At 61.5% G+C, this 25,896-nt stretch carries 26 protein-coding genes; 16 read left to right on the top strand and 10 right to left on the bottom strand.

What is annotated here, in order from left to right; translation table 11 throughout:
- Nucleotides 1–5 precede the first annotated feature (5 nt).
- The 3 genes from MLC59_RS10305 to MLC59_RS10295 all read right to left on the bottom strand — a co-directional run bounded on the left by MLC59_RS10305 (nt 6) and on the right by MLC59_RS10295 (nt 3,782).
- Nucleotides 6–1,373, bottom strand: a complete 1,368-nt coding sequence (locus MLC59_RS10305) for an OmpP1/FadL family transporter (RefSeq protein WP_248234023.1) — start codon at nt 1,371–1,373, stop codon at nt 6–8.
- A gap of 180 nt (nt 1,374–1,553) precedes the next feature.
- Nucleotides 1,554–2,675, bottom strand: coding sequence for a PilT/PilU family type 4a pilus ATPase (locus MLC59_RS10300; RefSeq protein ID WP_248234021.1), 1,122 nt, complete (start codon nt 2,673–2,675; stop codon nt 1,554–1,556).
- Nucleotides 2,676–2,747: 72 nt separating this feature from the next.
- On the bottom strand, nt 2,748–3,782 hold the full coding sequence (locus MLC59_RS10295) for a type IV pilus twitching motility protein PilT (protein WP_248234019.1): 1,035 nt from the start codon (nt 3,780–3,782) through the stop codon (nt 2,748–2,750).
- A 111-nt stretch (nt 3,783–3,893) separates the two neighbouring features.
- Between MLC59_RS10295 and MLC59_RS10290 the strand changes: the two genes are divergently transcribed.
- The 10 genes from MLC59_RS10290 to MLC59_RS10245 all read left to right on the top strand — a co-directional run bounded on the left by MLC59_RS10290 (nt 3,894) and on the right by MLC59_RS10245 (nt 13,035).
- Entirely contained in the window at nt 3,894–4,598 is a 705-nt protein-coding gene (locus MLC59_RS10290; protein ID WP_248234017.1) for a YggS family pyridoxal phosphate-dependent enzyme, read from the top strand.
- Nucleotides 4,599–4,718: 120 nt separating this feature from the next.
- A complete protein-coding gene (gene proC / locus MLC59_RS10285) occupies nt 4,719–5,555 on the top strand; it encodes a pyrroline-5-carboxylate reductase (protein ID WP_248234015.1) in 837 nt (278 codons plus the stop codon).
- Between the two features lie 42 nt (nt 5,556–5,597).
- Nucleotides 5,598–6,167: a YggT family protein gene (locus MLC59_RS10280; protein ID WP_248234013.1), complete on the top strand. Its 570-nt coding sequence runs from the start codon at nt 5,598–5,600 to the stop codon at nt 6,165–6,167.
- Between the two features lie 185 nt (nt 6,168–6,352).
- Nucleotides 6,353–8,317 (top strand): dynamin family protein, encoded by a 1,965-nt coding sequence (locus tag MLC59_RS10275; protein WP_248234012.1) that lies wholly within the window; start codon nt 6,353–6,355, stop codon nt 8,315–8,317.
- A gap of 188 nt (nt 8,318–8,505) precedes the next feature.
- Nucleotides 8,506–9,654 carry a homoserine O-succinyltransferase MetX gene (gene metX / locus MLC59_RS10270; protein ID WP_248234010.1) on the top strand — a complete coding sequence of 383 codons (1,149 nt, stop codon included), beginning with the start codon at nt 8,506–8,508 and terminating at the stop codon, nt 9,652–9,654.
- On the top strand, nt 9,651–10,250 hold the full coding sequence (gene metW, locus MLC59_RS10265) for a methionine biosynthesis protein MetW (RefSeq protein WP_248234009.1): 600 nt from the start codon (nt 9,651–9,653) through the stop codon (nt 10,248–10,250). Before metX ends, metW begins: the two co-directional genes overlap by 4 nt.
- Before the next feature lie 2 nt (nt 10,251–10,252).
- Complete coding sequence (locus MLC59_RS10260) at nt 10,253–10,702, top strand: DUF4426 domain-containing protein (protein WP_248234007.1); 450 nt, start codon at nt 10,253–10,255, stop codon at nt 10,700–10,702.
- Nucleotides 10,703–10,736: 34 nt separating this feature from the next.
- The gene (gene rdgB / locus MLC59_RS10255) at nt 10,737–11,333 is read left to right on the top strand and encodes an RdgB/HAM1 family non-canonical purine NTP pyrophosphatase (RefSeq protein ID WP_248234005.1); all 597 of its coding nucleotides are present in this window, start codon (nt 10,737–10,739) and stop codon (nt 11,331–11,333) included.
- Entirely contained in the window at nt 11,333–12,493 is a 1,161-nt protein-coding gene (gene hemW / locus MLC59_RS10250) for a radical SAM family heme chaperone HemW (protein WP_248234002.1), read from the top strand. Before rdgB ends, hemW begins: the two co-directional genes overlap by 1 nt.
- On the top strand, nt 12,490–13,035 hold the full coding sequence (locus tag MLC59_RS10245) for a hypothetical protein (RefSeq protein WP_248234000.1): 546 nt from the start codon (nt 12,490–12,492) through the stop codon (nt 13,033–13,035). The genes hemW and MLC59_RS10245 overlap by 4 nt, the downstream gene beginning before the upstream one ends.
- 22 nt (nt 13,036–13,057) lie before the next feature.
- Here the strand turns inward: MLC59_RS10245 and trmB are convergent, their stop codons facing one another.
- The 3 genes from trmB to MLC59_RS10230 form a co-directional block, all read right to left on the bottom strand.
- Nucleotides 13,058–13,777, bottom strand: a complete 720-nt coding sequence (gene trmB / locus MLC59_RS10240) for a tRNA (guanosine(46)-N7)-methyltransferase TrmB (RefSeq protein WP_248233997.1) — start codon at nt 13,775–13,777, stop codon at nt 13,058–13,060.
- Nucleotides 13,778–13,809: 32 nt separating this feature from the next.
- Complete coding sequence (locus tag MLC59_RS10235; RefSeq protein ID WP_248233996.1) at nt 13,810–15,348, bottom strand: YifB family Mg chelatase-like AAA ATPase; 1,539 nt, start codon at nt 15,346–15,348, stop codon at nt 13,810–13,812.
- Between the two features lie 104 nt (nt 15,349–15,452).
- Entirely contained in the window at nt 15,453–15,716 is a 264-nt protein-coding gene (locus tag MLC59_RS10230) for an accessory factor UbiK family protein (protein WP_248233994.1), read from the bottom strand.
- A 392-nt stretch (nt 15,717–16,108) separates the two neighbouring features.
- On the opposite strand from MLC59_RS10230, the gene glnK reads away from it, so the two are divergent.
- Both glnK and MLC59_RS10220 read left to right on the top strand, forming a co-directional pair.
- Nucleotides 16,109–16,447, top strand: a complete 339-nt coding sequence (glnK, locus tag MLC59_RS10225) for a P-II family nitrogen regulator (RefSeq protein ID WP_091852668.1) — start codon at nt 16,109–16,111, stop codon at nt 16,445–16,447.
- 73 nt (nt 16,448–16,520) lie between these two features.
- On the top strand, nt 16,521–17,786 hold the full coding sequence (locus MLC59_RS10220; protein ID WP_248233992.1) for an ammonium transporter: 1,266 nt from the start codon (nt 16,521–16,523) through the stop codon (nt 17,784–17,786).
- Nucleotides 17,787–17,884: 98 nt separating this feature from the next.
- Here MLC59_RS10220 and speE read toward each other — a convergent pair whose 3' ends face one another.
- Nucleotides 17,885–18,766, bottom strand: a complete 882-nt coding sequence (gene speE, locus MLC59_RS10215; protein ID WP_248233990.1) for a polyamine aminopropyltransferase — start codon at nt 18,764–18,766, stop codon at nt 17,885–17,887.
- Between the two features lie 167 nt (nt 18,767–18,933).
- Here speE and speA point away from each other — a divergent pair, with 167 nt between their 5' ends.
- The 4 genes from speA (at nt 18,934) to tcdA (ending at nt 23,159) form a co-directional block, all read left to right on the top strand.
- Nucleotides 18,934–20,838, top strand: a complete 1,905-nt coding sequence (speA, locus tag MLC59_RS10210) for a biosynthetic arginine decarboxylase (RefSeq protein WP_248233987.1) — start codon at nt 18,934–18,936, stop codon at nt 20,836–20,838.
- 171 nt (nt 20,839–21,009) lie between these two features.
- Entirely contained in the window at nt 21,010–21,609 is a 600-nt protein-coding gene (locus MLC59_RS10205) for a sigma-70 family RNA polymerase sigma factor (RefSeq protein WP_248233986.1), read from the top strand.
- Nucleotides 21,606–22,241, top strand: coding sequence for a ChrR family anti-sigma-E factor (locus tag MLC59_RS10200; RefSeq protein WP_248233984.1), 636 nt, complete (start codon nt 21,606–21,608; stop codon nt 22,239–22,241). The genes MLC59_RS10205 and MLC59_RS10200 overlap by 4 nt, the downstream gene beginning before the upstream one ends.
- Nucleotides 22,242–22,361: 120 nt before the next feature.
- Nucleotides 22,362–23,159: a tRNA cyclic N6-threonylcarbamoyladenosine(37) synthase TcdA gene (gene tcdA, locus MLC59_RS10195; protein ID WP_248233983.1), complete on the top strand. Its 798-nt coding sequence runs from the start codon at nt 22,362–22,364 to the stop codon at nt 23,157–23,159.
- On the opposite strand, the gene MLC59_RS10190 is transcribed toward tcdA, so the two are convergent.
- The 3 genes from MLC59_RS10190 to MLC59_RS10180 all read right to left on the bottom strand — a co-directional run bounded on the left by MLC59_RS10190 (nt 23,156) and on the right by MLC59_RS10180 (nt 25,878).
- A complete protein-coding gene (locus tag MLC59_RS10190; RefSeq protein WP_248233980.1) occupies nt 23,156–24,133 on the bottom strand; it encodes an NADP-dependent oxidoreductase in 978 nt (325 codons plus the stop codon). The genes tcdA and MLC59_RS10190 overlap by 4 nt on opposite strands.
- A gap of 128 nt (nt 24,134–24,261) precedes the next feature.
- The gene (locus MLC59_RS10185; protein ID WP_248233979.1) at nt 24,262–24,735 is read right to left on the bottom strand and encodes an acyl-CoA thioesterase; all 474 of its coding nucleotides are present in this window, start codon (nt 24,733–24,735) and stop codon (nt 24,262–24,264) included.
- 36 nt (nt 24,736–24,771) lie between these two features.
- Nucleotides 24,772–25,878, bottom strand: a complete 1,107-nt coding sequence (locus MLC59_RS10180) for an SMP-30/gluconolactonase/LRE family protein (protein ID WP_248233977.1) — start codon at nt 25,876–25,878, stop codon at nt 24,772–24,774.
- Nucleotides 25,879–25,896: the final 18 nt, after the last annotated feature.

Raw genomic sequence — 25,896 nt, 5'->3', positions numbered from 1 at the left:
ATGCCTCAGAAGGCCTTGCTGACCTGCAGTGAGGCGCTCCAGGCACTCAGCTCGTAGGTGCCTTCATAGCTGGCCTGCGTTGATGGCACGGTCGGATTGGCGTGGCTGTACTCCCGGTCACTGACTTCGGCATCGTCAGCGAAGATCAGCGTACCAACCGCGGCATCAACCGACCAGCCGCTGCGGATGTCCTTCCACTGGGTTCCCAGGGTCAGCCAGTGGCGATCCTCGGATGGAATCCTCGCCGTTACATAGTCATCCACCGGCGACTCGTCCCAGGCGTAGCCTGCCTTGAAGGCCCACTCCGGGGTTGCCTGCCAGATGCCGCCCAGATTGAACTGCCAGGTGTTCTTCCACTTTTCGGTGATATGCGTAATGGTAGCGCCAGGCGCCCCGGCAACCTCACCATTCGGATCACGGCTGATGATGTCCAGCTCCTCGAAACGACTCCACTTGGCGTAGGTCGCCCCGGCCAGCAGGGTAATGTCGTCCGTCAGCCGATGGCGGGCGCCAACCGTCACGGTTTCGGGAATCGACAGCGGCACCGTGACCTTTTCGTTCAGTGTCGTGGTCACCCCGGGGGTAACCGTGACATTACTGATTTCTGCATCGCCTTCCAGTTCCAGCTCGGTACCGGTCTGGGCGGTCAGGCCGAACTGGGTCCGGTCCGACAGTTCGTAGAGAAACCCGACACGGAACGTGACACCAATATCATCACCCTCGATATCAGCGTAGGGTTCCGGCAGCGCCAGTGCGGCCGGGCCGGCGTCGGCACTGGTGTCCTGAAAACGGGTAAGACGGCCCTCGGCATAGATGACATTGATACCGGCACCCATGGAGATGCCCTCACCATTGCTGACTGCAATGGACGGCGAGAAGGCCACAGCCGTCAGTTCGGTCTTGTCGGCAAAGAACCGACCGGCAAAGTCGTTGTCGTAGTCGGCCGCCAGGCCATAGGGAGCGTGGACGGCGAGCCCCACGTCGACGGAATCATTGACCTCGTGGGTCAAGTACAGGTGGGGCAGAACAGCGGGGTCCGCAATGTCTCCGCCATCGGACGCAGGCTGAACCGGAACCGATGGGTCCTGACGGGTCACGGCGATGGAGTCGCCCTTGGCCTCGGCGTCGATATCAAGCACCGCAGCACCAATGGAAACGTTGGTGCCAGACAACTGACTCATGCCAGCCGGATTGAACAGGACAATGGATGCGTTTTCGGGATTGGCAGTTGCCCCGGCATTGGCCGTGCCCATGGCGCTGGCACTCTGCTCGTTGAGGGAAAAGCCTCCGGCCAGGGCACCGACGGGTGCCAGGGCGGCGGTCAATGAAACGAGGCGGATGGAGCAGGCGAGAGTGTTGTGTGATTTGTGCATGGTATCTCCTCTATTAGCGCGCGCGGAGTATACGAAGCACGGACGACCGCCGAAAAATATCGACTGCTTATGATTAATATACGAAATATCAATGCATTAAGGCTGGAGAACGCTTCAGGCATTGAAGCAGGCACGGCGAAGCGCCCCCTATCCGGGCGACAGGGGGCGGCACCAGGAGGGTCAGTCGTTCTGGATAGACAGCTTGTCCACCGTGGAGGCCAGCTGATCAGAGCCCTTGGCATCCGCGCCCAGCTTGATCATCAGGCGAAGATCGTTGGCGGAGTCAGCGTAGGCGAGGGCATCCTCGTAGGTGATCCCCCCTTCTGAATAGAGGTTGTACAGGGCCTGGTCGAAGGTCTGCATACCGGATTCGGTAGACTTGGTCATCAGCTCCTTGAGCTTGTGCACCTCACCCTTGCGGATCATATCCGCCACCAGCGGGGTGTTGATCAGCACCTCGATCACCGCCCGCCGACCCTTGCCGTCCGGTGTAGGGATCAGCTGCTGGGCAACAATGGCTTTCAGGTTCAGGGACAGGTCCATCCAGGTCTGGTTGTGCTGGTCCGGGTTGAAAAACTGGATAATCCGGTCCAGGGCCTGGTTGGCGTTGTTGGCATGCAGGGTCGCCAGGCACAGGTGACCGGTTTCCGCAAACTGCACGGCGTACTGCATGGTTTCCCGGGTCCGGATCTCGCCGATCAGGATTACATCCGGGGCCTGACGCAGGGTGTTCTTCAGGGCCGTTTCAAAACTCTCGGTGTCGATGCCCACTTCCCGCTGGGTAACGATGCAACCCTGGTGCTGGTGGACGAATTCAATGGGATCCTCGATGGAGATAATATGACCGCGACTGTTGCGGTTACGATGCCCCAGCATGGCTGCCAGCGAGGTAGACTTGCCGGTACCGGTGGCGCCCACGAAGATGATCAGGCCCCGCTTGGTCATGGCCAGGTCCTTGATGATCTCCGGCAGCCCCAGGTCATCGACCTGGGGAATCTTGGTCTCAATGCGACGCAACACCATGCCGCACAGGTTGCGTTGAAAGAACGCGCTGACCCGGAAACGACCTATGCCGCGGGCACTGATGGCAAAGTTGCACTCGTGGCTTTCGTCGAACTCCGCCTGCTGCTTGGAATTCATGGCGCCGTACACAAGCTCCCGGGTCTGCTCGGGCGTCAGGGCATTCTTGGTGACCGGCAGGACCTTACCGTTAACTTTCATGCTCGGGGGAACGCCAGCGGTGATAAACAGGTCAGAGCCGCCCTTTTCCACCATCAGTCGCAGCAGTTTTTCAAATTCCATGGGAGTGCTTCCAGCTTTTCAGTCAGGTTTGCCGGTGCCGCCCAACCGCTGAGCGACACCCGATAGTCCGGATCAGAAATTGTCGGGAATCTTGGCCTTGGCCCGGGCTGCCTCACGGCTTATCAGGCCTTTTTGCAAGAGCCGTTGCAGGCACTGATCCAGGGTCTGCATGCCCAGGGAGCCGCCGGTCTGGATGGCGGAGTACATCTGGGCCACCTTATCTTCGCGGATCAGGTTACGGATTGCTGCGGTACCGATCATGATTTCGTGCGCCGCTATCCGGCCACCGCCCATTTTTTTCATCAGGGTCTGGGAAACCACCGCCTGCAGGGACTCGGAGAGCATGGAGCGGACCATGGATTTCTCTTCCGCCGGGAACACATCCACCACCCGGTCAATAGTCTTGGCCGCCGAGGTGGTATGCAGGGTGCCGAATACCAGGTGACCGGTTTCAGCGGCGGTCAGGGCCAGGCGAATAGTCTCAAGGTCCCGCAGCTCACCCACCAGGATAATGTCGGGGTCTTCCCGCAGGGCCGAGCGCAGGGCCTCGTTAAAACCGAGCGTATCCCGGTGCACTTCCCGCTGGTTCACCAGGCATTTCTTGGACTCGTGAACGAATTCGATGGGGTCTTCGATGGTCAGCACGTGCTCATAGCGGCTGTCGTTGATGTAGTCGAGCATGGCCGCCAGCGTGGTGGACTTACCGGAACCGGTAGGACCGGTCACCAGTACCAGCCCACGAGGCACGGACGAGATGTCCTTGAAGACCTGGCCCATGCCCAGGTCTTCCATGGTAAGCACTTTCGAGGGGATGGTCCGGAAAACCGCACCGGCACCGCGGTTCTGGTTGAAGGCGTTTACCCGGAAACGGGCGACACCGGGCACTTCGAAGGAAAAGTCAGTTTCCAGGAACTCCTCGTAATCCTTCCGCTGCTTGTCGTTCATGATGTCATAGATCAGTCCGTGGACTTCCTTATGCTCCATGGGCGGAAGGTTGATCCGGCGTACGTCGCCATCGACACGAATCATGGGTGGCAGCCCGGCGGACAGGTGCAGGTCAGACGCACCTTGCTTGGCCGAGAAGGCCAGAAGTTCGGTAATATCCATAGGGTTCCTCGGAAGGCGGTTCTTTTATGCCCTGGCCCGCTTGGTTTTTTCCAACCCCGGGGTTAACGTGAGCCCCTTATCAGCACAGCCAGCGGCAGTCAGAAAAATACTATGAGCAGCATAGCAGACAACATCCGGAGCGTAACCCGACGCATACAAAAAGCAACAGAGGCGAGCGGCCGCGCTGACGGCAGTGTGCACTTGCTCGCAGTGAGCAAGACTCGTCCGGCAGACGATCTGCGCCTGGCCGCGGCAGCCGGGCAACAGGCCTTCGGAGAAAACTACCTGCAGGAAGCCCTGGACAAGATCGAGGTCCTGGCTGACCTGCCCGGACTCGAATGGCACTTCATTGGCCCCATCCAGTCCAACAAGACCCGTGCCATCGCCGAACACTTCCAGTGGGTGCACAGTGTGGACCGCCTCAAGGTTGCGCGACGGCTGAGTGAACAGCGACCCGGGTCCCTGCCACCGCTGAACATCTGCCTGCAGGTCAATATTGACGAGGAAGCCAGCAAGTCCGGGTGCAACCCACGGGAACTGACAGAGCTGGCGGTCGCTATAAGCGGCCTGCCCAACCTGAGCCTGAGGGGCCTGATGGCCATACCCGATCCCGAACAGTCCGAAGAGGACCTGCGAGCGAGCTTCCAGCGACTGGCCCGGGCCCTTGAGGACCTGCGACAGAACCCGCAGGTGGAAGGCCCGCTGGACACACTATCCATGGGCATGTCCGGCGACCTGGAAGTTGCAATTGCAGAAGGAGCAACCCTGGTCAGGGTCGGTACCGCCCTGTTCGGCCAGAGGGATTATACTCACTGACCGCTGCCCTTCAGGGGTACAGGCTGGCAACGCAACCTGCCGGCCCGCTCCGACAGCTGGGTAAGCGCAGGATTTAGCTGGTATGATTTGCCATCACAACTTTCTGAAGCGGAGTGAACTGTGAGTACTTCACCGACCATTGGCTTTATCGGCGCGGGTAACATGGCCAGCGCCATTATTGGCGGCATGCTGGATAGCGGCTTCCGGGCCGGCAGCATCTGGGCGAGCGCCCCGGACGATGAACACCTGCAGACCATTCGCCGCAAGTTCGGGGTGAGCGTTACCACTGACAACCGCTACTGCGCGCAACAGGCGGATGTACTGGTCCTCGCCGTAAAACCGCAGATCATGGCGGATGTATGCCGTGACATCGCCCCCGTGGTCCAGAACACCCGCCCCCTGATGGTTTCCATCGCCGCCGGACTCACATCCGAAACCCTGGACGAATGGCTTGGTGGCGGGCTGCCACTGGTGCGGGTGATGCCCAATACCCCGTCGCTGGTGGGCAAGGGAGCGGCGGGCCTGTACGCCAATGATGCAGTGTCAGAGCAGCAGAAAGAAACCGTTGAATCCATCTTCAACAGTATCGGTAAGGCGCTATGGCTGGACGATGAGGAGCAGTTACATGCGGTCACCGCCCTCTCCGGCAGCGGCCCTGCCTACTTCTTCCTGATGCTGGAAGCACTGGAAGCCGCCGCGACCGAGGCCGGTATCGAAGCCGGGACCGCCCGGGAGCTGGCCATACAGACCATGGCAGGCGCTGCTGAGATGGCCGCCCGCAGCGAACACGACCCGGCGCAGCTCAAGCGTAACGTTATGTCGCCGGGCGGCACCACCGAGCAGGCCATTACGACCTTCGAGGACGGCGGCATGAGAACGCTGGTGGACAAGGCCTACAAGGCAGCCATGACCCGCTCTAAGGAAATGGCCCGGGAAATGGCCGACGCCAACCGCTGATCTGTTCAACCCATACACTGTTACTAACGGAGACACCGCCCGATGCTGGCCGATATTTTCATCACCGTGCTGCAGTTTGTGGCCATGTTCTATCTCACCGTGGTCCTGCTACGTTTCTTGCTGCAACTGGCACGGGCAGACTTCTACAACCCCATCTCCCAGTTCGTGGTAAAGGCAACCAACGCCCCCCTGCGCCCGCTGCGCAAGGTCATCCCGGGCATTGGCGGCGTTGACGGCGCCTCACTGGTGCTGGCGGTACTGGTGAGTGCCCTGTTCTTTACCCTGCTCTGGGTAGCCAGCGGCTATCCGCTGACAGCCCTCAACCCCATTGCCCTGCTGGCCTGGGCCGGGGTCCATGTACTGGGACTGATCATCGAGATCTATTTCTGGGCCATATTGGCGGTGGTTATCATCAGCTGGGTTGCCCCCCAGAGCAACCACCCGGCCATCATGCTGGTGGCCCAGATCACCGAGCCGGTCATGCGCCCGGTTCGCAACATTGTGCCACCGCTGGGCGGCCTGGACCTGTCACCCATCTTTGTGTTCCTGATCCTGAACGTGTTGCGAGTAATGGTGGACCACCTCGGTAACGCCGTGGGCCTGCCGGTCTGACATCGACCTCCCCCCAGGATCACAGGAGCCGACCACCACGGTTCCTGTGATCCGTTTAACAGACCTGCCAACAAAACCGACATACCCTAGCCCGATCTATCTGTAAATTCCGCCAACTCCACCCAGCACCCGCCTGAACACTTCTGGCATGGAACCCCGGGCGAGTAGTAGACAGGGTCAGTACCATGAACGGACCAGCCATCCTGGTAAACCAGGTTGAAGCCTACCATCAGTGGAAGAAAGAGCTTATCCGGCAGATCAGCCGTTACCGGCTCTGGCTGCAGGATAACGACCTGTACTCCGACGATGTCAGCGAACGCATCCGCCGGGGCGTGGAATTGCTGGTCGAGGATGAACTGACCATCGCCTTCGTGGGGGAGTTCTCCCGGGGCAAGACCGAACTGATCAACGCGCTGTTCTTTGCGGAGTATGGCCAGCGCATGCTGCCATCGGAAGCCGGCCGCACCACCATGTGCCCCACCGAGCTCTTCTTCGACCGGGCCACCGGCAGCAACTACCTGCAACTACTGCCTATCGAGACCCGCGAGGGTGATCTTTCCCTTCAGGAACTGCGCCGGCACCCCGAACACTGGACCCGCCACGAGCTCAATGAAGACGACCCCGACGCCATGCGTACGGTGCTCGGCGAGGTCGCCCGGGTGCGCAGCGTCAGCCCCCAGGAGGCTCGTCGCTATGGCTTCAGCGAAGGGATGCTCGAAGCCGACCGGGACAACCCCGGACAGGTGCTCATCCCGGCCTGGCGCAGCGCACGGATCAGCATACGCCACCCACTGTTCGAACGAGGACTTCGAATCCTCGACACGCCGGGGCTTAACGCCCTGGGCTCAGAACCTGAACTGACGGTGAGCCTGCTGCCATCAGCCCATGCCATCCTGTTCCTGCTTAGTGCCGACACCGGCGTTACTGCCAGTGACATGGCCGTCTGGAAGGAACATATCGATACCGACGATGCGGACCACCGGGCAGGCCGGTTTGCCGTGCTGAACAAGATTGACTCACTCTGGGACGAACTCCGTCCCGAACGGGAAGTCCAGCAAAGCATTGATCGGGTGCGCCACACAACCGCCACGCAACTGGGTCTCCGGGATGACGAGGTTATTCCCATCTCCGCCAAGCAGGGTCTGACAGCGAAAGCCCACAACGACAACACCCTGCTGGATCGCAGCGAACTGCCAGGGCTGGAACAGCTGCTGATCGACCGCATTCTGCGCCAGAAAGAAGAGCTGATTACACAGAGCCTGATCAATGACCTGCTGGGCATGCTGCAAAACAGCCAGGCCGCAATGCAGGCGCGATTGCTCAGCCTGGAGGAGGAGCGCCAGGCCTGCTCTGGCCAGGCCGTGGACCGGGAGGCCCTTCGCCGGCTGGCCGACCGGGCCCAGACCGACTACGACTTCTACTACCGCAAGCTGATTACGTTGCGCTCCAGTCGGAGACTGATGCAGTCCCAGGGCGACATCCTGATGAATATGGTCAGTGAGTCCCGCTTCAACGCCCATGCTGCCGCGGTCCGACAGATGATGGGCAAGAGCTGGACCTCCGCCGGCATGAGCCAGGCGATGGATCATTTCTTCGAACTGCTGGAAAGCGACCTGCAAAACCTGCTCGCCGAAGGGCGCCTGGCAGAGCGCATGGTGGAGGCCATCTACCGCCGCTACAACGAGGACACCCGCGCCCGGCACCTGGAACCTATTCCCCTGCGGGCTGGACGCCATGTCATTGCCATCCGGGAACTGCGCAAACGGGCCACCCGCTTCCGGCGTGCTCCGGGCAACCTCCTGCGGGAGCAAAAATGGCTGATCCGCCGGTTTTTCCAGGTGATGGTCACTGAGGCCCGCACGCTTCACGAACGGGTACGCCGTGATGTAGAGCGCTGGCCTGGTGAAGCACTGCTGCCCATCATGCAATTCTCCATGGAGCAGAAGCAGCTGCTTGAGCACCAGGTGCGCCGCATTCGTGACATGGCCCGGAGCGACCAGGACAGCAAGGCTGAGCGAGAGCGGCTCGGTAACACCATCGCGGACCTCCGCCGCCAGCTGGAACTGGCCGACGCCATGCAGCGCCAGATTCGCCGCCCGGCACCGACCCTCAGCCAGCAGAAAGTCGTCAACATTTCAGGCATCGCCTGATCAAAACCCCGGGGCCGCCAGGCGCTGGAGCCTGCCGTTAACCCGGAAGGTCCGGCACCGAGGTCACACGCAAATCTCCCCGCCCGGTTGCAGCACCGACGGCCCCCATTTAAACTGCATGGCCTGTACCAGCCCGCTTGGGGCTGGATTACGACCAACGATGACCAACCAAGGATTCCGCCGCTTCGATGCCCGATTCCCTGCCTTCGGATTCAGTGGGCCTGGTTACCCCGCAAACCCTCCATTTCGACGAGCCGCTTAAGCTCGCCTGTGGCCAGGTCCTGCATAGCTGGGACCTGGTAGTGGAAACCTATGGCTCGCTGAACCAGGATCACTCCAATGCGGTGCTGATATGCCATGCCCTGAGCGGCCATCACCATGCCGCCGGCTATCATTCCCCGGACGATCGTAAACCGGGCTGGTGGGACACCTGTATCGGCCCGGGCAAGCCCATCGATACCAACCGTTTCTTTGTGGTCAGCATCAACAATCTCGGAGGCTGCCACGGCAGCACCGGCCCGAACACGGTCAATCCGGAAACCGGCGAACTCTATGGCCCGGACTTCCCGGTTGTCACTGTGCAGGACTGGGTCAACAGCCAGGCGGTGCTGGCCGACCGGCTGGGTATCGATTGCTGGGCCGCAGTGGTGGGCGGTTCCCTGGGAGGCATGCAGGCCCTGCAGTGGAGCATCAGCCATCCCGATCGCCTGAAGCACGCCGTGGTTATTGCCTCCACGCCAAGACTGACGGCCCAGAACATTGCCTTCAACGAGGTGGCGCGTCGGGCGATCACCTCCGACAGCGATTTTCACGGTGGCCGTTACTACGAACACAACACCCTGCCCAGGCGAGGGCTGATGCTGGCCCGCATGGTGGGCCACATCACCTACCTGTCCGATGCCTCCATGGGCGAGAAGTTTGGCCGCGAACTCCGGGAGCAGGCCTATCAGTTCGGCTATGATGCCGAGTTCCAGGTAGAGAGTTACCTGCGTTACCAGGGTGAACGCTTCTCGGAATCCTTCGACGCCAACACCTACCTGTTGATGACCCGGGCACTGGATTATTTTGACCCGGCCTACGAGACAGACAACGACCTGGCCCGGGCCATGGCCCAGGCGAACTGCGAGTTCCTGGTGCTGTCCTTCAGTACCGACTGGCGCTTTACGCCAGCCCGCTCGGAAGAACTGGTGAATGCCATGATCGCCGCCCGCCGCAAGGTCAGTTACGCGGAAATCGACGCCCCCTGGGGCCATGACGCGTTCCTGATTCCCACGCCCCGGTACAATGCCATATTCAGCACTTACATGGCCCGGGTGGCCCGGGAGGTAGGCGCATGAGAGCCGACCTGGAAATCATCCAGCAGTGGATCAGCCCCGGCAGCCATATCCTCGACCTGGGCTGCGGCGACGGCACCCTGCTCTATTACCTGAAGCAGGAACGGCAAACCACCGGGTTTGGCCTGGAAATCAACCCGGACCATATCACCGAATGCATGAACAAGGGCGTGGCCGTCATCGAGCAGAACCTTGACACCCAGGGCCTGTCCAACTTTGATGATGACAGCTTCGACACTGTACTCATGACCCAGGCCCTGCAGGCGGTCAGGCGCCCGGATATTGTGCTCGACGAAATGATGCGACTAGGAAGGGAAGGCATCGTCACCTTCCCGAACTTCGCGTACTGGCGCCTGCGCTGGTACCTGATGTCCCGGGGCAGGATGCCGGAATCGGAAACCCTGCCCCACAAGTGGTACAACACACCCAACATCCACCTGTGCACATTCAGGGACTTCGAAGCCCTGTGCCGGGAGAAGAACTTCCGCATCCGCAACCGCACGGTGGTTGACGGCGAGCACCAGGACCACTGGCTCAGCCGCCTGTGGCCAAACATGTTGGGACAGATTGCCATTTACCGGATCACCCGGGGAGACTGACCATGAAACCCGTTAACCTGCTGATACTGCTGTGCCTCACCCTTGCCGGCCTGGCCAGCCCTGCCCTCGCCGAAGAGAAGCATGTTCGCTTCGGTAACTATGAGGTGCACTACAACGTATTCCCCAGCACCTTTCTGACCCCGGAGGTCGCCGCTGCCAACGACCTCAACCGCAGCCGGGGCATCGGTATCGTTAACATTGCCATCATGGACCGGGGCGATGACGGCTCGCTGACCACAGTCCCGGGCCAGGTAGAGGGCCGGGCGCTGAACGAAATACAACAGCCGACGTTCCTGGCCTTTCGACGGATCCAGGAAGGCGACGCCGTCTACTTCATCGCGGAGTACCAGTATTCCGAGGGTGAATTGATGACCTTCCAGATTACCGCCCGTCCCAGTGGCCATGACCAGGACCTGCCAATACGTTTCTCCCAGGCGCTCTTTAATGACTGACAGCTCGAAGACTAACTCCGGTAACGGAGGCACCGTGACAGGCCAGCTTGTACTGGCCAGCAATAATCAGGGCAAGTTGCGGGAGTTGGGTGAACTGCTGATGCCACTGGGCCTTCAGCCCAGGGCCCAGGGTGAACTGGGCGTCAGCGAGGCGGAAGAGCCCGCGGTCACCTTCGTCGAGAACGCGCTGATAAAGGCCCGCCACGCCGCCCGGCAGACCGGGCTGCCTGCCCTCGCCGACGACTCTGGCCTGGCCGTGGATGCCCTCGGCGGGCAGCCTGGCGTCCGCTCCGCCCGCTACGCAGGCGACGGCGCGAGTGATGACGACAACGTCCAGGCACTGCTGGCAGCCCTGAAGACGGTGCCGGAGGCTGAGCGAACAGCCCAGTTTCACTGTGTCCTTGTCTACCTGCGCCATGCCGACGATCCCACCCCCATCGTTTGTCATGGCCGCTGGCCCGGCCGAATACTGGAAGCCTCCAGGGGCCAGGGTGGCTTCGGTTACGACCCGGTATTCTTCGCCCCCGAGTTCGGCTGCAGTGCCGCCGAACTGACCCGGGAACAGAAAGGCCGTGTGAGCCACCGCGGGCGTGCCCTGCGCCTGTTGGTGGAGCAACTGGGCGCCCTCTGATGGCTGCTGCTGACGACACCGTCATATCGGCCCCCAGCCCGCCCCTGGGGCTGTACATCCACGTACCCTGGTGTGTTCGCAAGTGCCCCTACTGCGACTTCAACTCTCACGCCTTCAGTGGCGAGCTGCCTGAGCAGGCCTACCTCGACGCCATGCTGGAAGATCTCCAGCACGACCTTGGATTCGTACGCGGGCGACCCATCGAGACCGTCTTCATCGGGGGCGGGACCCCGTCACTCATGTCGCCTGACTTCTACCGGGCCCTGTTCCTCAAGCTCCGTGAGCAACTCACCTTCAGTCCGGATGCGGAAATCACCCTGGAGGCCAATCCCGGCACTGTCGAACAGAACCGCTTTCAGGGCTTTCGCGACGCCGGCATAAACCGGCTTTCCATCGGCATTCAGAGCTTCCAGCCGGAGCACCTGAAAAAACTGGGGCGCATCCATGACGACAACGAAGCGCACCGGGCCATCGAAGCGGCGCTCAATGCGGGTTTCAGCAACTTTAACCTGGACCTGATGCACGGCCTGCCGGGCCAGACGCCGGAGCAGGCCCTGGCAGACCTCGACGCCGCCATTGCCTGGCAGCCCCCTCACCTGTCCTGGTACCAGTTAACACTGGAGCCCAATACCGAGTTCTACAGTCGTCCGCCAGCGCTACCCGAGGACGACGACCTGTGGGCGATCTGGCAGGCCGGGAGGGAAAGGCTGATGGATGCCGGCTTCCAGGACTACGAGGTCTCCGCGTGGGCCCAGCCCGGTATGGCGTCACGCCATAACCTGAACTACTGGACCTTTGGCGACTACCTCGCCATCGGCGCGGGTGCACACGGTAAGGTTTCACTGGCTGACGGCGACCTTCGGCGCTACTGGAAAACCCGCCAACCTGACGCTTACCTGGCCCGCATTGGCAGTCGTACCGCCGGAACCCAGTCAGTGGACCGGGAAGAACGCCCACTGGAATTCATGATGAACGCCTTGCGGCTACAGCAAGGGGTGGAGGAGTCGCTGTTCCCGGCACGCACGGGTTTACCCCTGACGGTCATTGCTGCAATACTTGCTGACCTAAGGGCCCGGGAACTGCTGGAGCGCGACCGGCTGCAGGCGACGGCGCTGGGGCGGCAGTACCTGAACAGTGTGCTGGAGCAATTTCTGTCATGAACGACATCGCCAGGAAACCCATCCCCACCAGTATTCGCTGGATTGGCGGCCTGACCGCCGCCGTGCTCGTTGCCCAGCTGGGGCTAAACCAGCCCCTGCAAACCAGCGCTGCCCCCCAGGGCATGCTGAACTTCCAGCTGGCAACCACCAGTGAAGGGGCTGGTGCCATTGTCGCCAGCTGGGGCGATACCTTGTGGGCCGAGACCTCCCTCTGGAGCGGTTTTCTGTTCGCCGCCCTTTACACCACTCTGCTACTGCTGCTGACCAGCCATCTGCTGATTGACCGGCCCGGCGTCCGTGAACGCAAGACCGGCCACTGGGTACGGGGACTGTTTCTGGTGGCCGGACTGGCCCATGTGGTGGAGTACGCGGTACTGCTGGCCAACCTGGATGCGCCGAGCGACCGGCTCAGCCTGTCTGCGACCCTGCTCGCACTGGCAAACTACACCGCCCTGCTGATGGGGCTGGCCGGGCTGGTAGTGATCCGCGCTGCGCGCCGGCGTCCCCTGCACCCACCCCGGGGTTCCGCCCACGGCCACTGAACCGTGAGCCACCCCGAAACCATCAGTTGGTGCGACGATAGACCAGGTCCCACACACCGTGGCCCAGGTTTTCTCCGCGCTTTTCGAACTTGGTAATGGGACGGTCCTCAGGGCGAGGCGAGAAGCCACCGTCGTCCCGGGCGTTGACGAATCCCTCTGACCCGGCCATCACTTCCAGCATGTGTTCAGCGTAGTTTTCCCAGTCCGTGGCCAGGTGCAGGATGCCACCCACACGCAGCTTGTGGCGAAGACGCTGGACAAACTCGTGCTGGATTAACCGGCGTTTATGGTGCTTTTTCTTGGGCCAGGGGTCCGGAAAGAACACCATAACCCTGTCAAGGGAGGCATCCGGCAGGCACAGGTCGATCACGTCGTTGGCATCAATGGCGTAGATGCGCACGTTTTCCAGCTTACGCTCCTCGATTTCCTTGAGTAACGCGCCAACGCCAGGGGAGTGAACTTCAACCCCTATAAAATCCTGCTCAGGGGCGGCGGCGGCCATCTCCGCCAGGGAGTGCCCCATACCGAAACCAATCTCCAGGTTGAGCCAGGCCTCGCGACCGAATACCTCACGGGGGTCGACCACGCCCTGCTCCCGGGTCAGTCCGTAGACGGGCCAGAGCCGGTCATGGGCTTTCTTCTGCCCTTCCGTCATTCGCCCCTGGCGAATCACGAAACTGCGCACGCCACGGCGGGTGGTAATGCTTTCACCGTTCTCCGGTGTCTTGTCTGAGTCAGTCATGGTTTCCCCGGTCTGGTCGATGCAATAAACGATTACAGTCTAACAGAGCCCACCGGATTCGTGACCTGCCTCGCGGGTTTCCGGTCCAGCTTGCGATAACCCAGCGCCTCCACCAGGTGCTCCCGACGAATAGCCTCCGCACCGGAAAGGTCGGCAATGGTGCGGGCTACCCGCAGGATACGGTGCAACGCCCTCGCCGATAACCCCAGCTTCTCCATGGCACCGACGAGCATGCCCTTGCTGTCATCGTCCACGGCACAATGGATTTCCAGGGCGCGGCCGGACAGTGACGCGTTGGTGCCGCCTCGCTCTTTTGCCATCGCCCTTACTCCGGTTACCCGCTGGCGGACCTGCTCGCTGGTTTCCCCGGCGGCATCACGTTGCATCAGTACCTCGCCTCCCTGGACCGGCACTTCCACGTGCAGGTCAAACCGGTCCAGCAAGGGACCGGAAAGCCGGGACTGATAACGGGCCGCCTGCACCGGCGAACACTGGCAGTCGATGGTGGGATGGCCCTGGTAACCGCAAGGGCAGGGATTCATGGCGGCGATCACCTGGAACCGGGCCGGATAGGTGACCTGGCTGGCAGCCCGTGAAATAACAATTTCACCGGACTCCATGGGTTCCCGCAACACTTCCAGTACCTTGCGATCAAACTCGGGCAACTCATCCAGGAACAGGACACCATTGTGGGCCAGCGAGATTTCGCCAGGGCGTGGACTGCTGCCTCCTCCGACCAGCGCAATGGCTGAAGCCGTATGATGGGGCGCCCGGTAAGGTGGCTGACGCCAGCCATCGGTGCGGATTGGCAGGCCCGCTACCGACTGAACGCTGGCTACTTCCAGGGCCTGACGGTCATCCAGTTCAGGCAGCAATCCGGGGATGCGGCTGGCCAGCATACTCTTGCCGGTACCGGGCGGGCCGAAGAGCAGCAGGTTATGACCGCCGGCGGCGGCAATCTCCAGGGCTCGCCTGGGCACATGCTGTCCCCGCACGTCCGCCAGGTCCGGTGTGTCGGCGGGGCGGCCTTGCAGCGTCATGGGGGCAACAGGAGCCAGCCGGTTGGTCCCTGAGAGGTGTTCACAGACCGCCAGCAGATGCCCAGCTGCGAGCACATCGTCACTTCCAGCCAGGGAAGCCTCATCTGCATTGTCCCGGGGCACCAGTATGCGCCGGCCCGATTCCCGGGCTGCCATCACCGCCGGCAGCACCCCCCTGACCGGGCGCAGGGTGCCATCCAGGGCCAGCTCCCCCATGCACTCCAGCTGACCCAGGGCCTCCGGCGACAGCTGCCCGGACGCAACCAGGATGCCCAGTGCGATGGCCAGGTCAAAGCGGCCACCCTCCTTGGGCAGGTCGGCGGGGGCCAGGTTGATGGTGATTCGGCGGGCGGGAAACTCAAAGCCGGCGTTCATCAGGGCACTGCGTACCCGGTCCTTGCTTTCGCGGACGGCGGTTTCTGCCAGGCCCACGATCGAAAGCGACGGCAAGCCGCTGGAGAGGTGAACTTCGACGGTGACAGCGGGCGCGCTGACGCCCAGACGCGCGCGGGTGTGAATGGTTGCTAGCATAGGGTCTTCCATGACATTCAGTAAATTCCGGCGGGCGGTACTGCCTGTGCCACCCTGGAGCCTGTGCGCTATGGCGACCAGGCTCCGAGCATTCCGGGTCCGGTTCAGTTATCGGACTGGTCAGCCTGCGCTTCCAGTTCCGCAACGCGCTTTTCAAGCTGCTCCAGCTTCTCGCGGGTGCGCAACAGAACTGCCTGCTGGGCGTCAAATTCCTCACGAGTGACCAGTTCCAGCCTTGAAATCACTGACATCACGGCCGCCCTTGCATGGTTTTCCACGTCTTCACGGGCCGCTCGCGCCATATCGGGAACGAACTGGCCAAACTGTTGCTGCACCTGTCCGAGCAGGTCACTGGGGATCTTCGCCACGTCAGTCTCCACAATTGCAAAGGCTTGCGCGTGCCAACCGGTGCCACGCCTGATGGCGAGAGAGTGTAACACAGCGTTGTCCCTGCCATACTAGGAAGGTGGCCGGCGGTATCAGTCCAAGTGTCTGACCTGCCGCTGGCCCCGGACAGGTGCACCAATTTAGTTCGTGCCTGACCACGCTGCGTTATAATAGCGCACGGCTGAGACCCATTTTGGCTCACCGTACTTTCAAGACACTGATTTTTAATATTATTTTTGCGTTGGCACACACGATGCTTTGAGCCCCGTACGCAATCCGCACAATTGGTGTGCGAGGTGGCAGCATCCCGAACCCGGTCCATCCACGACCTCGTGGGCAGAAAACCGGGACGGCAAACTCCAAGGAGACAGCAATGAAACTTGTGACAGCGATCATCAAGCCTTTCAAGCTGGATGATGTCCGTGAGGCACTATCCGAGATTGGCGTTCAGGGCGTAACCGTGACCGAGGTGAAAGGTTTCGGGCGTCAGAAGGGGCACACCGAACTCTATCGCGGTGCCGAATATGTGGTGGACTTCCTGCCCAAGGTGAAGGTGGAAGTCGCCATTGGTGATGGCCTGCTGGACCAGGTCATTGAATCCATTACCAAGGCCGCCAACACCGGCAAGATCGGTGACGGCAAGATCTTTGTAACCGAACTGGAACAGGCCATCCGGATCCGGACCGGGGAAACCGGCGAAGAAGCCGTCTGATCCCGGGCGCTTAAGCAGTCAGGCCAACGCAAAAATTTCAATATCCTGTTAAGCCTCGTGCGGAGGGCTTCTAATGGAAAACAGTGTCTTTCATTTACAGTACGCTATAGATACCTTTTATTTCCTTGTTTGTGGTGCATTAGTCATGTGGATGGCGGCGGGCTTTGCCATGCTGGAATCCGGGCTGGTACGCGCCAAGAACACCACTGAAATTCTCACCAAGAACGTGGCCCTGTTCGCAGTGGCCTGCACCATGTACCTGGTCTGCGGCTACGCCATCATGTATGGCGGTAATATCTTCCTCAGCGGCATGGGTGAGGTGGATGTTGCCGGCGTGCTGGGTGAATACGCCGAGCGGGGCGACTTCGAGGGTGGTTCCATCTACTCCGGTGCTTCTGACTTCTTCTTCCAGGTGGTCTTTGTGGCCACGGCCATGTCCATCGTCTCCGGTGCCGTGGCCGAGCGCATGAAACTGTGGGCCTTCCTGGCCTTTGCAGTGGTCATGACCGGCTTCATCTACCCGATGGAAGGCGCCTGGACCTGGGGCGGTGCCGATGTATTTGGCATGTACAACCTGGGCGACCTGGGCTTCAGTGACTTTGCCGGCTCAGGCATCGTACACATGGCCGGTGCGGCTGCAGCGCTCGCCGGTGTGATACTGCTGGGCGCCCGTAAGGGCAAGTACGGCCCCAACGGCGAAATCCGCGCCTTCCCGGGCGCCAACATGCCGCTGGCCGCCCTGGGTACCTTCATCCTGTGGCTGGGCTGGTTCGGCTTCAACGGCGGTTCGGTGCTTAAACTGGGCGACATTGCCAGCGCGAACTCCGTGGCCATGGTGTTCCTCAACACCAACGCCGCCGCCGCCGGTGGTGCGCTTGCCGCCCTGATCACCGCCCGCATCATGTTCGGCAAGGCCGACCTGACCATGCTGCTGAACGGCGCCATCGCCGGACTGGTGGTTATCACGGCCGAGCCGTCCACACCGAGCGCACTGGTTGCCACTATCTGGGGCGCTCTGGGTGGCGTGCTGGTGGTTCTGAGCATCGTCACTCTGGACAAGCTGCGCATCGATGATCCGGTGGGTGCGATTTCCGCCCACGGTGTCTGCGGCTTCCTGGGCCTGATGCTGGTACCGGTCACCAATGACGGTGCTGCCTTCAGCGGCCAGCTGATCGGTGCCCTGACCATCTTCGTCTGGGTATTCGTAGCCAGCCTGATCGTGTGGGGCATCCTCAAGGCGGTGATCGGCATCCGGGTCAGCGAGGAAGACGAGTACGAAGGCGTCGACCTGTCCGAATGTGGTATGGAGGCCTACCCGGAGTTCGTCTCCAGCAAGTAACCAGGTAACTGGCCAGGTTCCCCGGTTTGCCGGGGAACAAAAGCAGAGAGGGCAGCCCGCGGGCTGCCCTCTTTTTTGCTTAGCCGGAACAGACCGTGTCAGCCTTCCGCCGGTCGCACCGGATCATCCAGGGTTTCCAGCATGAACTGGGGCATGGCCAGGGCGCCCCGATGAACACCTTCATTGTAATAACGGGTGACAAACGGCCGGTCCGCTGCGTCCTCCTCCCGGAAATAGCTGGTGTGCACCGCCTTGCCGCCCATGGTGCAGCTCCACCAGCCGGTGGGATAGACCGGTTGCGGGAATGGCAGGGTCTGGACGTGGTCGAAGCCCGCTTTTTTCATGTCATCATGAATGCCGCGGATAATGCTGTCTGTGTGCAGCAACGGGGATTCGCTCTGCTGCACCACGATGCCGCCCTCCCGCAGGGCAATCATGCAGTCCCGGTAGAAATCCAGCGCAAACAGGCCTTCCGCCGGCCCCACCGGATCGGTACTGTCGACGATGATGACATCCACCGAGCCCGGGGGCTGGTCCCGCATCCACTGGATGCCATCGCCAAAGAAGAAGTTGGCCCTGGGGTCCTGGTTGGACTCACACAGTTCCGGGAAGTACTTCTCCGACACCCGGGTCACCCGTTCATCGATTTCCACCTGCCAGGCTTCCCCCACCCCGGGGTGTTTCAGAACCTCCTTGAGGGTGCCGCAATCCCCACCGCCGATGATCACCACCTTTTTCGGATCGCGATGGGTGAACAGCGCCGGGTGCGTCATCATCTCGTGGTAGAGGAAATTGTCCCGGCTGGTGAGCATGACACAGCCGTCCAGTACCATCAGGTTGCCAAAGGTCTCTGTCTCCCACACTTCCAGCTTCTGGTACTCGGTCTGTTCCTCGTGCAGCTTGCGCCTAACCTGCAGGGAAAAGGCCGTCCCCTGGTCCTGGAAGACTTCGGTGAACCAGTTGTTATCCAGTGAACTCATCGTTAAAAACCTCCCGTCATCGTTGGCGCCATTGTAGGCCCAGGTGGCGGCCAACCAAAGGATTTGTTGTCCGGGCAGGGGCGCTTTGCGGTTTCCATGGGCTGCCCCGGCAGCCTACAATGGGCGCGCCCGGCAAGACTGCCCCGTCTGCGATTCAGGATACCAGTATGACCACCAGAACCACTGCCAGCCAGGTCTACAACATCGCCCACTGGAGTGATGGCTATATCGATGTGAACACCGGCGGTGATGTGCTGATCCGGCCGCACCGGGCCCACAACGGCCACAGCATCAACCTGCCTGAGCTGATTGGCCAGCTCAACACCAGCGGTGTTGCCCTGCCGGTGCTGCTCCGCTTTACCGATATCCTCCACGACCGGGTCAATACCCTGTGCCAGGCCTTCAACGATGTCGCCAGCGAACACGGCTACCAGGGCCACTACACCGCCGTTTACCCCATCAAGGTCAACCAGCAGCGGGGCGTGGTCGAAGAATTGTTGCGAGCCCAGCCGGCAGCCGGTAACGGACAGATCGGCCTGGAAGCGGGCAGCAAGCCCGAACTGATGGCCGTACTGGCCCTGTCGTCAGGGCGCGGCTCGGTTATCGTCTGCAATGGCTACAAGGATCGGGAATACATCCGCACCGCACTGATTGGTCAGAAGCTGGGCTTCCGGGTCTTTATCGTGGTGGAGAAACCCTCCGAGCTGAAGCTGATCCTGGACGAGGCAAGGCGGCTGGAAGTGCGTCCACTCATCGGCGTACGGGCCCGGCTGGCGACCATTGGCAAGGGCAACTGGCAAAACACCGGTGGTGAGAAATCCAAGTTCGGCCTTTCGGCAGGACAGGTACTGGATGTGGTGGAGCGCCTGCGGGCGGCCGATGCGCTGGATTCCCTGCAACTGCTGCACTTTCACCTGGGTTCCCAGATCGCCAATATCCGGGATATACAGACAGGGCTGCGGGAGTGCGCCCGTTTCTACAGCGAGCTGCGCCAGCTGGGCGCGCCAGTGGACACCGTGGACATCGGCGGCGGCCTCGGCGTGGACTATGAGGGCACCCGTTCCCGCAGCACCTGCTCCATGAATTACAGCATGCGGGAATATGCCTGGAACGTGGTACACACCCTGCAGGCAGAATGCGACCGGGCCGGCGTGCCCCATCCGGACCTGATCAGCGAATCCGGGCGCGCCCTGACTGCCCACCACGCGGTGCTGGTGACCAATGTGATCGATCGTGAGCAGCCCGAATCACGTGTACCCACAGCCCCTGCCGTCGATGCGCCAGACCCGCTCCATGACCTGTGGCGCGACTATTGCCACCTGACGGATGACGCCAGCCCGCGCTCCCGAATCGAGATCTACCACGACCTGCTCCATGCCATGGGCGATGTGCATGCCCAGTTTGCCCACGGCTTGCTGTCCCTGAGCCAGCGGGCCGATGCCGAACGCATTTACACGGCCAGTTGCCGCCAGTTGCAGCAGCAACTCAATGGTACCAACCGGGCCCACCGGGAAGTCCTCGATGAGCTGAACGAAAAACTGGCGGAAAAGCTGTTTGTGAACTTTTCCCTGTTCCAGTCTCTGCCGGATATCTGGGGCATTGACCAGATTTTCCCGGTTTTGCCCATCCAGGGCCTGGACCGTGCCATCAGCCGGCGTGCCGTGATCCAGGACATCACCTGCGACTCGGACGGGCGCATCGACCGCTACGTGGACGGTCAGGGCATAGAAACCACCCTTCCCCTGCCCGACCATGACGACAGCCAGCCGCTTCTCATCGGTTTCTTCATGACCGGGGCCTACCAGGAGATCCTGGGGGACATGCACAACCTGTTCGGCGACACCCACTCCGTGGACGTGAGCCTGGACAGCGACGGCCAGTTCCGTGTCAGCGAGCCCACGGAAGGTGATACCGTGGCAGATATCCTGCGCTACGTGAACTTTGACCCCCAGGCCCTGATCAAAGCCTACCGGGCCAGGTTCGCCAGCAGTAACATGCCAGTCGATGAACAGCACCAGTTGTTGCAGGAACTCGAGGCCGGGCTCGAGGGCTACACCTACCTGGAAGAATAACCTGAAGGCATAAGCGCGCCGAAATTTCTCTGAAATTGATCTGAATCAATACCACTACAACAGATCTGATTGTTCCGCCGTAGCGTAAATCCCGTGACTGACAATCGCAGGACGAGTGCTACAATCATGACGAATAACATCTCAGCTCATGTCGCTGTCAAGGAGCGCCCAGTGACCACACTGGACCAGAAGCCCTCACGGGCCGAAGGGCGAAAAGACCCCTGGAGCCAGCTGCTCGAGAAGGTCGGCAAGAACCAGGACCGGCAGGCGTACCACGCGCTGTTCGAGCACTTCGCCCCCCAGATCAAGTACTACGCCATGGCCAATGGCATGTCGAGCCATGCCGAGGAGCTGGTCCAGGAGGTATTCGTCTCTATCTGGCGTCGTTCCTGCCTGTATGACTGGCGCAAGGCGGCCGCCTCCACCTGGATTTTCACCATTGCCCGAAACCAGCGCATCGATATGTTGCGCAAGATGCAGCGCACCAGCGCCGAGATGCAGGTGGAAACCGAGGATTTGTGGCAGATTCCCGGCGAAAACGAAGATGAGCCGGTAACCTCTCTGCACCGGCTGATGTCCGAACGCCGGGTGCGGGAATCCCTCCGGCACCTGCCGGAAGAACAGACCACTGTGATTGCCAAGGTCTACATGGAACACAAGTCCCACCAGATGGTAGCTGACGAGCTGCAGATCCCCCTCGGCACCGTCAAGAGCCGGGTTCGTCTGGCGCTCAACAAGCTCAAGGTAATTTTGCAGGATCAGAACGTATGACCCGTCACCACCCCGACAGCCTGATGCTGATGGAATACAGCGCCGGCAACCTGAGTGAGCCCCATGCCCTGTGCATCCGGCTTCACCTGGATAAGTGCGGCCACTGCCGCAGCCGGGTAGATTCCCTGGAAAGCCTGGGCGCTGTGATGATGGAGCAGCAGTCGCAGGTGGCCGTCGAAGCCTCTACCTTCGACAGCATCCTGGCGCGCATCGACAGCGAACCGGCACCCGAGACGGTAACTCCCAGGGTTCACCGCAGCCCTCTGAGTAAGCTACTGGGTGACGACCTGGACGGTTTACCGTGGAAACGGCAACTGAAGGACGTCAGCGTGCTGGATATCACTGACCGCTTCCCGGGCCAGCAGGACCGGGTGGTTCTTCAGAAGCTGTGTGCTGGTGGCAAGGCTCCCGCCCATACGCACCGGGGAGAGGAAACCACTGTCGTGCTCCAGGGCGCCTTTTCCGACAACAAGGGCGTGTTCAACCAGTGGGATTTCGTGATGCTGGGACAGGAGGATGAGCACAAGCCCGTCGCCCTCGAAGGCGAGGACTGCATTACCCTGTCCGTGCTGAGCGCCCCACTGAAGCTCACGGGTACCTTCGGTCGTCTGTTGAATCCCTTTATGCGCTGATTGCCCCTGCGGCTCCCGGTCGGACACCTGCCGACCGGGTCCGTGCAATCCCCCTCTCACCCCGCCTGCCCCTTGCTGTAGAATAGCCAGCCTTACGACCTCTTCTGATATGGCAGTTCCATGAGCAGTGACGACTACGCTTTCCGCTTTGGCGGTATCGAGCGGCTCTACGGCCGCCGCGCCAGCCTGGCCTTCCGCCAGTCCCATGTTGCCGTCGCGGGTCTTGGCGGCGTGGGCTCCTGGGCCGCCGAGGCGCTGGCCCGCACCGGTATCGGCACCATTACCCTGATCGATATGGACGATGTGTGCGTGTCCAACACCAACCGCCAGCTCCATGCGCTGGAAGGACAGTATGGCCGCACCAAGACCGACGTAATGGCAGAACGTCTGCGGGCCATTAACCCCCAGGCGGACATTCGGGTGCATTTCGGCTTTGTGACCGCGAAGAATGTCGCAGAGCTGATCACGGAAGAGATGGACGGCGTGGTGGACGCCATCGACAGCGTCAAATCCAAGGCGGCCCTGATTGCCCACTGCCAGCGCAGGAAGATTCCCCTGGTCGTAGCGGGCGGTGCCGGCGGCCAGCTTGACCCCACGAAAATCGAAGTCGCGGACCTGAGCCGGACCACCCAGGACCCGTTGCTGGCCAAGATCCGCAACCTGCTACGAAGGGAGTACGGCTTCTCCCGGAACCCGAAACGCCGCTTCGGAATTGAAGCCGTTTACTCTACCGAGCAGCTGATCTACCCGGCAGCGGACGGCGAAGTGTGCCACCAGAAACCGGACACCGCTGGCCCGGTCAGGCTGGACTGTGCCACCGGGTTCGGCGCGGCTTCACCGGTCACCGCCAGCTTCGGATTTATCGCCGCCTCCCGGCTGGTTAACCGCATCGCCCGCAAGGCGACGAAAGACCGCTAATCGCCCTGAAGGTCCAGCACCAGCTTGCCCCTTACATGCCCTCCTTCTAAAAGCTGGTGGCCCGCAGGGGCATCGGCCAGGGCAAATACCCCGTCCACATGTATCCTTACATCACCGTCCTCGATCAGCTCGAGGATTTCCTCCAGCTGGAATACGTCCGGACGCACCGTCATGCCATGGGCCTTCAGGCCCATGCGCTCCGCCTCACTGACGATCTCATCGGCGGTAATGGTAGGGATAGTCACCAGCACCCCGTGCTCGCTCAGGGTATGCAGGGACCGCTTGCCCGTATCGCCCCCGACCAGATCCAGCACCAGGTCGAGGCCATAGCACTCGTCGACAAAGTCCACCTGGTGATAGTCGATAACCTCATGCACGCCGAGCCCGGCGAGGAAGTCCCGGTTGTCGGCAGAGGCGGTGGCGATCACATGGGCACCCCGCACCAGGGCAAACTGAACCGCCAGGTGCCCGACACCACCGGCACCTGCATGGATCAGCACTTTCTGGCCGGGTTCCAGCTCGCCGATATCGAACAGGGCCTGCCAGGCGGTCAGGCCCGCCAGCGGCAGGCCACCAGCCGCCAGTATATCCAGCTCTTCCGGCACGATGGCAAGCTCTGCGGCGGGTGCCGTCAGGAACTGGGCACAGGCACCACCCTGCAAGGGAAAGCCGACCATACCCAGCACCCGGTCTCCGGGGACCAGTGTGTCTACCTTGTCCCCCACGGCCACCACTTCACCGGCCATGTCGTAGCCAGGGGTCCACGGCAGCCGGTCGCTGATCTGGCGGGCCGCAAAGCCCAGCCCGCGACGGGTTTTCCAGTCAATGGGATTGAGCCCCGCGGCCCGGACCCGGACCAGGACGTCTTCGGGGCCCGGCTCGGGCACCTCGGCCTCTGCCACCTCAAGCACCTCCGGCTCACCGAATTCCCTGTAGACCAGGCGTTTCATGGTGGATACCTCGTTTTGTTCCATGACTTTCTCCCCGATGAACACCACCATACCGGATACTGGATATGGTGACTGATCAGTTTAGCAGTCCTTCGTGCCTGGGGCTGAGCGACTGAGCAAAGGCCCTGCATCTATCGATGGAGCGCTAACCGCTACAACTTGAAACCGCCCTCAACGCGGATACGGCGGAAGATTTCAGCAAACTCTGCTGGTACCCGTGCCGGGCGCTGGGATTGCATATTGACACAGGCATGGGTCGAAATAGCCCGCATCAGGGTCTTGCTGTCCGCCGTACGCACCAGCTGGAACTGCCGGGCCGAGCGGATGCGATTGTCAAAGTCGGTAAACCAGGTGGCCAGCACAAGTTGGTCACCGGCATTCGCCGCGGCCAGGTAGTCGATCTCTGTCCGGGTAATGGCCATGGCCTTGCCGGTTTGTTCATGCAGGGCCCAGGTCATGCCTTCGCTTTCGATATGGGCCCAGCTGATGTCTTCAAGCCAACGCACGTACACCACGTTATTGGCGTGGCCCAGACGGTCGGTGTCTTGCGGACGCACCTGGATGTCCAGGGTGAAGGGGTCCGGCAGGTCCCAGTCCTGGAACCCGCCCTGGTGGTCTTCTTTCAAGCCATTGCTCCTTACACTGTTCGGTCGGTTACGGGCTTACCGGTCTGCGGGACGCGGCTCATTGCCCTCGCCCATCCCGGGAATCGCTTTCAGGGGCAGTCGCCCGAGACGATCGGTATACAGGCTGCCAAAGTACAGGTCATCACCATGAACCCGGGCGGAGGTGAGCCCCCACAGATAGTCTCCCCGGGTATCCTGTACGCTGGTGACTATGCCCCCGTCACTGTTCAGGGCCACGACAAGGCCGTATTCACCCGGGCCCGGGCGCAGCCAGGGGGGTAGTCGGGCCACCAGGTTCTTCAGCCAGGCGTGGCGGTGCAAAAAGTCCAGTGAAGGCCGGCGCAGGGCTGGCATGGCAACCCAGTAACGCCCGGCATCATCCACGTCGAGGTTATCCGGAAAGCCCGGCAGGTTGTCAGCGAATACTTCCGCCCGACCACGCTCCGGGCCGGTGAGCCAGTATCGCAGTATGCGATAACGGGGTGTTTCCGCCACCAGCAGGAAATCGCCGTCGGGTGAAGCCACTACGCCGTTGGCGAAGTAGAGATTCCTCAACAACACCGTGGTCTCGCCGGTACGCGGGCTATAGCGTAGCAGGCGACCATTGGGGCGCATTGCCAGCAGGTCAAGCTGGTGGTCTGCCAGCCGGTGCCGGGTGCTGGCGTCGGTGAAATAGATGTTGCCGTCCGGCCCCACATCAACCCCGTCCGCCAGCCGGAACGGCAGCCCTTCAGCCTCACGGCTGAGTACACGGAGATCGCCCTGGGGACTGATGGACAGCAGCCCCCGCTCAGCATCGGCCACAATCAGGTTGCCCTGCCGGTCAAAGTCCAGCCCGAGGGGCCGGCCACCGGTTTCTTTCCAGCGCCGGGGCTCTCCCCCCTCTTCCAGGCGAACAATCCAGCCATCCGCCGTACCGGTGTAGATCCTGCCGCCGGCATCCATAGCGGTATCTTCCGGTTGTTCCAGCTGTCCCCTGGCCAGGAGATCCGACAGGCGCAACCGCTCGTTGGGGGCCAGGGGCCCCTGCATGGAGGGGGCAGAAGGCGCCTGCCAGACCCGGCTGTCGATTGGCGAGGGACTCAGCAGAAACCCGCCAAGCACTACGAAGACAATCAACAGCAGTATCAGCAGCCATTTCATAAAAAGGGTCCCGTACTG

Origin of the sequence: Marinobacter bryozoorum (assembly GCF_023156245.1) — a bacterium.
GTDB classification, from domain to species: domain Bacteria; phylum Pseudomonadota; class Gammaproteobacteria; order Pseudomonadales; family Oleiphilaceae; genus Marinobacter; species Marinobacter bryozoorum.
Note: the sequence above shows the minus strand (reverse complement) of the source record. Positions and strands in the feature narration are given on the sequence as shown.

Coding starts and splice junctions, on each gene's coding strand:
- speA (WP_248233987.1), top strand. CDS start 18,934: ATGACCACCAGAACCACTGCCAGCCAGGTCTACAACATCGCCCACTGG.
- MLC59_RS10305 (WP_248234023.1), bottom strand. CDS start 1,373: ATGCACAAATCACACAACACTCTCGCCTGCTCCATCCGCCTCGTTTCA.
- MLC59_RS10275 (WP_248234012.1), top strand. CDS start 6,353: ATGAACGGACCAGCCATCCTGGTAAACCAGGTTGAAGCCTACCATCAG.
- MLC59_RS10200 (WP_248233984.1), top strand. CDS start 21,606: ATGACCCGTCACCACCCCGACAGCCTGATGCTGATGGAATACAGCGCC.
- metW (WP_248234009.1), top strand. CDS start 9,651: ATGAGAGCCGACCTGGAAATCATCCAGCAGTGGATCAGCCCCGGCAGC.
- MLC59_RS10280 (WP_248234013.1), top strand. CDS start 5,598: ATGCTGGCCGATATTTTCATCACCGTGCTGCAGTTTGTGGCCATGTTC.
- MLC59_RS10190 (WP_248233980.1), bottom strand. CDS start 24,133: ATGGAACAAAACGAGGTATCCACCATGAAACGCCTGGTCTACAGGGAA.
- MLC59_RS10260 (WP_248234007.1), top strand. CDS start 10,253: ATGAAACCCGTTAACCTGCTGATACTGCTGTGCCTCACCCTTGCCGGC.
- trmB (WP_248233997.1), bottom strand. CDS start 13,777: ATGACTGACTCAGACAAGACACCGGAGAACGGTGAAAGCATTACCACC.
- tcdA (WP_248233983.1), top strand. CDS start 22,362: ATGAGCAGTGACGACTACGCTTTCCGCTTTGGCGGTATCGAGCGGCTC.
- MLC59_RS10220 (WP_248233992.1), top strand. CDS start 16,521: ATGGAAAACAGTGTCTTTCATTTACAGTACGCTATAGATACCTTTTAT.
- MLC59_RS10295 (WP_248234019.1), bottom strand. CDS start 3,782: ATGGATATTACCGAACTTCTGGCCTTCTCGGCCAAGCAAGGTGCGTCT.
- MLC59_RS10235 (WP_248233996.1), bottom strand. CDS start 15,348: ATGCTAGCAACCATTCACACCCGCGCGCGTCTGGGCGTCAGCGCGCCC.
- speE (WP_248233990.1), bottom strand. CDS start 18,766: ATGAGTTCACTGGATAACAACTGGTTCACCGAAGTCTTCCAGGACCAG.
- hemW (WP_248234002.1), top strand. CDS start 11,333: ATGGCTGCTGCTGACGACACCGTCATATCGGCCCCCAGCCCGCCCCTG.
- MLC59_RS10180 (WP_248233977.1), bottom strand. CDS start 25,878: ATGAAATGGCTGCTGATACTGCTGTTGATTGTCTTCGTAGTGCTTGGC.
- glnK (WP_091852668.1), top strand. CDS start 16,109: ATGAAACTTGTGACAGCGATCATCAAGCCTTTCAAGCTGGATGATGTC.
- MLC59_RS10300 (WP_248234021.1), bottom strand. CDS start 2,675: ATGGAATTTGAAAAACTGCTGCGACTGATGGTGGAAAAGGGCGGCTCT.
- MLC59_RS10245 (WP_248234000.1), top strand. CDS start 12,490: ATGAACGACATCGCCAGGAAACCCATCCCCACCAGTATTCGCTGGATT.
- MLC59_RS10290 (WP_248234017.1), top strand. CDS start 3,894: ATGAGCAGCATAGCAGACAACATCCGGAGCGTAACCCGACGCATACAA.
- metX (WP_248234010.1), top strand. CDS start 8,506: ATGCCCGATTCCCTGCCTTCGGATTCAGTGGGCCTGGTTACCCCGCAA.